The organism is Moraxella catarrhalis (assembly GCF_001656295.1).
Taxonomy (GTDB): Bacteria; Pseudomonadota; Gammaproteobacteria; order Pseudomonadales; family Moraxellaceae; genus Moraxella; species Moraxella veridica.
The window spans coordinates 21,498-28,152 of sequence record NZ_LXHE01000018.1 but is presented as its reverse complement, the minus strand read 5'-3'; the positions used below and the strand labels follow the sequence as shown (position 1 = coordinate 28,152).

Genomic DNA, 6,655 nt, shown 5'->3' with positions numbered 1-6,655 from the left:
TAGAACTTACGCACTATCTAACAACAGCATGATAAGCTAAAGGAAAAACCAGCACAACATTAAAAATGCGACAACTAACCCGACCCAGCACTGCCCACTGCACCCTAGGACACGATATTGGAATGCTCATCAGCGAACCCAAACATCCGACCTGCACATGACTAGCCCAAAGCATCGACATTGGGCATGACAGCATCAACAACTTTCTAGGCAGAGAAAATTATGAGCCTCGTGACCTCTACGACCAAGCAATAGCACACATCAACCCAATTGGTGGCATCATCAGCATAGACGACACCGTCCTTGACAAACCCTACAGCAACAAAACCGACCTCATCGGCTACTACGACAGTGGCAAACACCATAAAACCGTCAAAGTCATCAACCTTATTACCCTATACTACACTGACCGACAAGGTAACAGCCAACCGATTAACCATCGACTTTACGACCACAAAGACAAGATATCACAGGTAACAGTTGGTACAGCAATAAAGAAAACCTTAAACACATCAAAAAAGCTGAGTTAGGGTTTATGTTTGCTGTTAAAGCCAACCGAACCGTTTTAATCAAACAAGATGAATGGCTACAAGTACAGAAAAAAGTTTCAGCTTCACCGTGAGTGTAAAATCCGTAATCATGTATTCTCATCATTGATGGCGTTTGTGTATTTAAAACAGCAAGTAAGCCTTGGCTTTTCTTCGGTGTATGCTTGGGTTAGTAATCTTTTTAAGCCTGTGGTTGCTCAAGTGTCCAAACAGGTCGCTGATGATTTATTCCATTTAAATCCAAAATCTAGCTAGAACTATCATGTTTTCTTGAGTTAAGATGGTGCGTAAGTTCTAATCAATTAGACATTGCTAATTTTTGCCAAATCGTGCTTGACCAAACCACCAGTAAATTCAAGCCAAGCAATCAGCCTGACTTGTTTGGCTAAGATTGGTGCTTGGTATGATGGGTAGCTCAATGGATACTGTGCTGAGTTTTGATGGCAGCTTTGAGGGCTTTTTGAGCGCTGTGTTTGAGGGTTATGCGCTCAAGCTTTTGGGCGCTGATATTGTCAATCAGCACCGATTTGTGCCGAGTTTTTTACAGACCGTCATCGACTGCCCGACCGATCCTGCCAAAGCCGCCCGAGTGATGACCAAGCTACAAGCGCTGTGCAGCAAAAAAGAGCTTAATGAGATTTTGTCTGCTTTTTTATCCGAAAACGAACAAGTGTACAGCAGCTTATACCGCTTAATTCAACAAAAAATCAAGCGTCCAAAACAAGCCATGCTGTCAAATCTGGGCGATCCAGATGCGCGACTGGTCTCAAATTTGGTTCAAAAAGTTCACCGAGAGCGCCATCGCATGTGCGCCTTCGTGCGCTTTGAGCATGGGACGATTTGTATTTTGCCAAGATCATTCCAGATTTTGATGTCCTGCCGCTGATTGCGCAGTTTTTTCGGCGCAGATTCGCCAAGCAAAATTGGCTGATTTTTGATGTGCATCGCCACTATGGCATTTATTATAACGGCGCAGAAGCCAAGCCGTCTTTGGAGATGATTGTCGATATCGACCAAAAGATGATTCATACCCCCAAAGTTTTTCATAGTGTTATTGAATCCAAATATCAAAAGCTTTGGCAGGTGTATTTTAAACATGTCAGCATCGAGGAGCGTAAGAATATCTGCCATCATGTACAGCAGCCGCCCAAGCGCTATTGGCGCTTTTTGACCGAAAAACAAGGCATTGAGATACCCTAACTTAATCTGATCATTGAATATTTTTACGCCCATCCCTTGAAAATTTTATCCTTAACCATTATGAAGATGGGGAATTTATGTTAATTTTTTGGGGTAATTATGACCGAGCAAACCACCGAACAAACCGTCACAGAAGAGGTCGCGTCTGAGGCGACGACAGCTGATCAAGTTGAGGCACTTCAAAGCCAAATCCAAGCGCTAGAAAGTGAAGTCAAAGAAGCCAAGGAAGTGGCTGCCCGCGCAAATGCCGAAAGCTACAACGCCCAGCGCCGCATGGAGCAAGAAACCGATAAAGCCAAGAAATTTGCGCTACAAAAGTTTGCCAAAGAGCTTTTGGATGTGGTTGATAATCTTGAGCGCGCCATCGATGCCAGCCAAAAAGCGGGTGCTGATGACGCCACGCTTGAAGGGCTACAGCTGACCCAAAAATCCCTACTGACCGTGCTAGAAAAAAATGGCGTGACTGCAGTGGGCAACATCGGCGATGCCTTCAATCCTGAGATTCATGAAGCGGTAGGCATTTTCCCAGATGCCGAAAAAGACATCATCGGTCAAGTCCTACAAAAAGGCTATACCTTAAACGAGCGCACCTTAAGACCTGCGATGGTACTGGTCGGAGCGTAGGTCGACTCTTGGGGATTTATTGAATAATTTCAATGACTTAAAAGAAAATAAATTTTTTGAAAAAAGTTCGATTATCCCCTTGAAAAGCCAAAAATAAAACAAATATAACACTCAAGCTTGGTGAGATTTTAAATTAAACTTTAAAGCTGAGCTAAGCACCAACAATTTTCAACATTAAAATAATTTTAAATCTGGAGTAAATTATGGCTAAAGTCATTGGTATTGACCTAGGTACAACCAACTCATGCGTGGCAGTACTTGAAGGCGATAAAGTAAAAGTCATCGAAAACGCAGAAGGCGCACGTACCACGCCGTCGATTGTGGCATTTAAAGACGGTGAAACTTTGGTGGGTCAAGCTGCTAAGCGTCAAGCGGTCACCAACCCAAAAAATACGCTGTTTGCGATCAAACGCCTAATCGGTCGCCGTTTTGAAGACAAAGAAGTCCAAAAAGACATCTCGTTAGTACCTTTTAAAATCGTCAAAGCTGACAACGGCGACGCATGGGTAGAAGTTAACGGCAAAAAACAAGCACCACCACAAATCAGTGCTGAAGTTTTACGCAAAATGAAGAAAACCGCCGAAGACTATCTTGGCGAATCTGTGACCGAAGCGGTTGTCACTGTGCCTGCTTACTTTAACGATGCGCAGCGCCAAGCCACCAAAGATGCTGGTAAAATCGCAGGTCTAGATGTTAAGCGTATCATCAACGAGCCAACCGCAGCTGCACTGGCATACGGTATGGATAAAAAAGGTGGTGATAAAACTGTGGCAGTTTATGATTTGGGTGGTGGTACATTTGATGTATCAATCATCGAGATTGCCGATGTCGATGGCGAGCAACAATTTGAAGTTTTGGCGACCAATGGTGACACTCACTTGGGCGGCGAAGACTTTGACTTAGCATTGATTGATTATTTGGTTGAAGAGTTTAAAAAAGAACAAGATGTTAACTTAAAAGGTGATGCCTTGGCGATGCAACGCCTAAAAGAAGCTGCCGAAAAAGCCAAAATTGAGCTATCAAGCAGTCAATCAACAGAAGTAAACTTGCCTTACATCACCGCTGATGCCACAGGTCCAAAACACTTGGTTGTTACCATCAGCCGCGCTAAGCTTGAAAGCCTAACTGAAGAGATGGTCGCTCGCACGATCATTCCTTGCAAAACCGCTTTGGAAGATGCTGGCTTAACAGCAAGCGACATCGATGATGTGATTTTGGTCGGCGGTCAGACGCGTATGCCATTGGTTCAACAAAAGGTTCAAGAGTTCTTTGGTAAAGAACCTCGTAAAGACGTTAACCCTGACGAAGCCGTTGCGATGGGCGCTGCCATCCAAGGTGCGGTATTGTCTGGTGATAAAAAAGATGTTCTGCTACTTGACGTGACTCCGCTGACTTTGGGTATCGAAACCATGGGCGGCGTGATGACACCGATCATTGAGAAGAACACCATGATTCCAACCAAAAAATCACAAGTGTTCTCAACAGCAGCGGATAATCAGCCAGCGGTATCTATCCAAGTTTATCAAGGTGAGCGTAAAATCGCCAACCAAAACAAACTTTTGGGTAACTTTGATTTGACAGATATTCCACCGGCACCACGCGGTGTGCCACAGATTGAAGTCACCTTTGACATCAACGCTGACGGCATCATGAATATCAGCGCCAAAGACAAAGGCACTGGCAAATCACAATCGATTCAGATCAAAGCAGACTCAGGTCTATCAGAAGCTGAAATCGAAGAGATGATTCGCACCGCTGAAGCGAATGCCGCTGAAGATGAGAAGTTTGCAAATCTTGCAAACGCTCGCAACGAAGCAGATGGTCGTATTCACGCTGTTCAAAAAGCCTTGAAAGAAGCTGGCGATAAAGTAACGGCTGAAGAGACTGCTTCTGTAGAAGCTGCTATCAGCGCGCTTGAAGCTGCCACCAAAGAAGATGATGCCGATGACATCAAGGCAAAACTTGAAGCGCTAGATAACGCATTCTTGCCAATCAGCCAAAAAATCTATGCTGATGCAGGTGCTCAAAGTGCTGAGCCACAACAAGAACAAGCAAAACCCGCTGATGATGGTGTCGTTGACGCTGAATTCACCGAAGTCAAAGACAAGTAATTACCAAATGACTCTGATAAAAATGGTCCATCAAAAGATGGGCCATTTTTAAAATCAGGATACAAAATTCCCAAAACATGACATGACAGTAGCGATAAAATGTTATACTACGACTTGTTTGACAAATTCGCCACTTCAATATAAGGAGAAGCCATGAACGACACGCTTAATCAGTTTATTCCCATCTTTTTTGTTACCTTTGGGATTTTTATTTTATTTTTCTTATTCATGAGTGTTGGCTATTTTGTCAAAAAAAAGCCACTTAAGGGATCTTGTGGCGGTGTGGCGACCTTAATGGGTGATGAGCATTGCCAATTTTGTGGCAATGACCCCAATAAATGCGAAAGTAATATTGATAAGATTGACGATACCACTCGCAATAAACTAAGTAAGATTGCCAAACAAGCTTAAAAATCCAAATAAAATCAGTCAATACATAGTCATTTGACTGATTTTATTGGTTGGCGATTGAGAATCAAACAAGCAACATCTGCCCAAACCCTTGTCTTTGACGCATCACCTCATATAACACCATTCCTGTGGCAACACTGACATTTAGGCTTTGTGGGCGATCCACAACTTCTGCCATAGGAATATATACCAAAGTATCACACATCGTTTGAGTTAATCGACGCATGCCATCACCTTCTGAACCCATGATGATGGCAACCTTACCCCCAAAATCACATTCAAATACTGGCTTAGCAGACTTATCAAGTGCTGTTCCAAAAATAAATACACCTGCTTTTTTCATTTTTTCTAGTGTTCGAGCCAAATTGGTCACACTGATGACACTGATGACCTCCGAAGCCCCCACCGAAACCTTCGCAACCGTCGGCGTCATCGGTGCAGACTGATGGCGTGGGATAATCACCGCATCTACGCCCATCGCGCAAGCGCTACGCAAGCAGGCGCCCAAATTATGGGCATCAGTGATCTGATCAAGCACCAAAAACAGCGCCTCGTCTTTGTCCATAAGCTCATCTAGTATCGCCTCATCTGCCATCGGCGTAGGGCGCGCCAAAGCGACAACGCCTTGATGCTGCGGACTGTCACAGAGCTCGGTCAGGCGCTCGCGCTGAGCGCTTTGGATACTGATGCCAAATTGTTCTGCAGACGCTGCGATACGACGGTGTTCTTCGCTCATTTGACCATCATCGCGCATCTGAATAAATAAGCTTAGCACCTCTTCAGGGCGGCGTTTGAGCAGCATGCTGACAGCGTGGATGCCATAAAAATAAGGATTTTTGGGTTTGGCTGGCTTAGCTTGACGAGATGGTTTATTTATTTTTTCTTTAGAGTGAGATTTTAAGGTGCGGTGATCTGATTTTTGACCGTGTTTTTTCATGATAGTATCTTTGAGTGATTACATTGATTATCATACCAGTAAGATCGGTATGGCTTGGGTTAGGCTAAAGAATGTTGGTGAATGACTTGGCGAATCTCATCAGGCTCAAGCGTCACAAGCTCATCAACCATCGCGTCAGGCTCATGAGCACGGATGATATTCTTAAGCCGCTCACCCAGTGCCAAATAGTGATACTGTCTATGATGCGGCAACCTCCGCCATGCTTGATATGCCATTTGGCTACTAATAATGACAAAGATATCGGCTTTTTCGTTGATTATTGTTAAATTTTTCTGAAAATTATCCATCAAATCTGCGGGGATGAATCGCTCATACCAACGAATAATATCAATCTTAACGCCCCGCGCTTTTAATGTATCGTTTAGTAGCTTGCGCCCACCAACACCCCGCCAAATCAAAAGCCTGCTGCCCGATGCCAGCGCTTGAATCTCAGTCATAGCCAGCATGCCTTCATTATTGGCAATCTTTGGTAAAATAACAGGTATCCCACGATCAGTCAGCACTTTGGCAGTCGCCGAGCCGACAGCAACGATGGGCGCATCAGGCAGTGTTTGTTGCCAATCACTTTCACCATTTAGATCATCCAAATACTCAAGCGCACGCCGCGCCGACTCAACACTGGTCACTACAAGCGCATCGTAGTGATGATCAAGCCATGCGCGCATCATCGACGCTTTAGCCTCTGTCATGGGCAGCGTCTGGATGTCTAATAGCGACAGATCAATGACCGTCATATCCGTCATTTGGCGAATGGCTTGTCCGCGGTGCTTAGGTCGGGTGTTGATGAGTAACATTGGCATCAT

General features: G+C 44.5%; 7 protein-coding genes and 1 pseudogene. 6 read left to right on the top strand and 2 right to left on the bottom strand.

Annotated features, from left to right (window positions below; genetic code table 11):
* Positions 1-173 precede the first annotated feature (173 nt).
* The 6 genes and pseudogenes from AO382_RS11495 to nqrM all read left to right on the top strand — a co-directional run bounded on the left by AO382_RS11495 (position 174) and on the right by nqrM (position 4,894).
* Positions 174-803 (top strand): annotated as a pseudogene (locus tag AO382_RS11495) (hypothetical protein).
* A 148-nt stretch (positions 804-951) separates the two neighbouring features.
* On the top strand, positions 952-1,434 hold the full coding sequence (locus tag AO382_RS11320; RefSeq protein WP_081261395.1) for a DUF4130 domain-containing protein: 483 nt from the start codon (positions 952-954) through the stop codon (positions 1,432-1,434).
* Entirely contained in the window at positions 1,389-1,748 is a 360-nt protein-coding gene (locus AO382_RS11315) for a DUF4130 domain-containing protein (RefSeq protein WP_081261394.1), read from the top strand. Before AO382_RS11320 ends, AO382_RS11315 begins: the two co-directional genes overlap by 46 nt.
* Positions 1,749-1,847: 99 nt before the next feature.
* Complete coding sequence (gene grpE, locus AO382_RS08250) at positions 1,848-2,372, top strand: nucleotide exchange factor GrpE (RefSeq protein WP_064620064.1); 525 nt, start codon at positions 1,848-1,850, stop codon at positions 2,370-2,372.
* Positions 2,373-2,575: 203 nt separating this feature from the next.
* The gene (gene dnaK / locus AO382_RS08245) at positions 2,576-4,483 is read left to right on the top strand and encodes a molecular chaperone DnaK (RefSeq protein ID WP_064620061.1); all 1,908 of its coding nucleotides are present in this window, start codon (positions 2,576-2,578) and stop codon (positions 4,481-4,483) included.
* Positions 4,484-4,636: 153 nt separating this feature from the next.
* Positions 4,637-4,894: a (Na+)-NQR maturation NqrM gene (gene nqrM, locus AO382_RS08240; RefSeq protein WP_064620058.1), complete on the top strand. Its 258-nt coding sequence runs from the start codon at positions 4,637-4,639 to the stop codon at positions 4,892-4,894.
* 64 nt (positions 4,895-4,958) lie between these two features.
* Here nqrM and rlmB read toward each other — a convergent pair whose 3' ends face one another.
* Positions 4,959-5,831, bottom strand: coding sequence for a 23S rRNA (guanosine(2251)-2'-O)-methyltransferase RlmB (gene rlmB / locus AO382_RS08235; RefSeq protein ID WP_064620055.1), 873 nt, complete (start codon positions 5,829-5,831; stop codon positions 4,959-4,961).
* A gap of 59 nt (positions 5,832-5,890) precedes the next feature.
* Positions 5,891-6,655, bottom strand: coding sequence for a uroporphyrinogen-III synthase (locus AO382_RS08230; protein WP_064620054.1), 765 nt, complete (start codon positions 6,653-6,655; stop codon positions 5,891-5,893).

Excerpts from the sequence above, each read along its gene's own strand:
- AO382_RS08230 (WP_064620054.1), bottom strand. The coding sequence starts at position 6,655 with ATGATGCCAATGTTACTCATCAACACCCGACCTAAGCACCGCGGACAA.
- rlmB (WP_064620055.1), bottom strand. The coding sequence starts at position 5,831 with ATGAAAAAACACGGTCAAAAATCAGATCACCGCACCTTAAAATCTCAC.
- nqrM (WP_064620058.1), top strand. The coding sequence starts at position 4,637 with ATGAACGACACGCTTAATCAGTTTATTCCCATCTTTTTTGTTACCTTT.
- AO382_RS11320 (WP_081261395.1), top strand. The coding sequence starts at position 952 with ATGATGGGTAGCTCAATGGATACTGTGCTGAGTTTTGATGGCAGCTTT.
- grpE (WP_064620064.1), top strand. The coding sequence starts at position 1,848 with ATGACCGAGCAAACCACCGAACAAACCGTCACAGAAGAGGTCGCGTCT.
- dnaK (WP_064620061.1), top strand. The coding sequence starts at position 2,576 with ATGGCTAAAGTCATTGGTATTGACCTAGGTACAACCAACTCATGCGTG.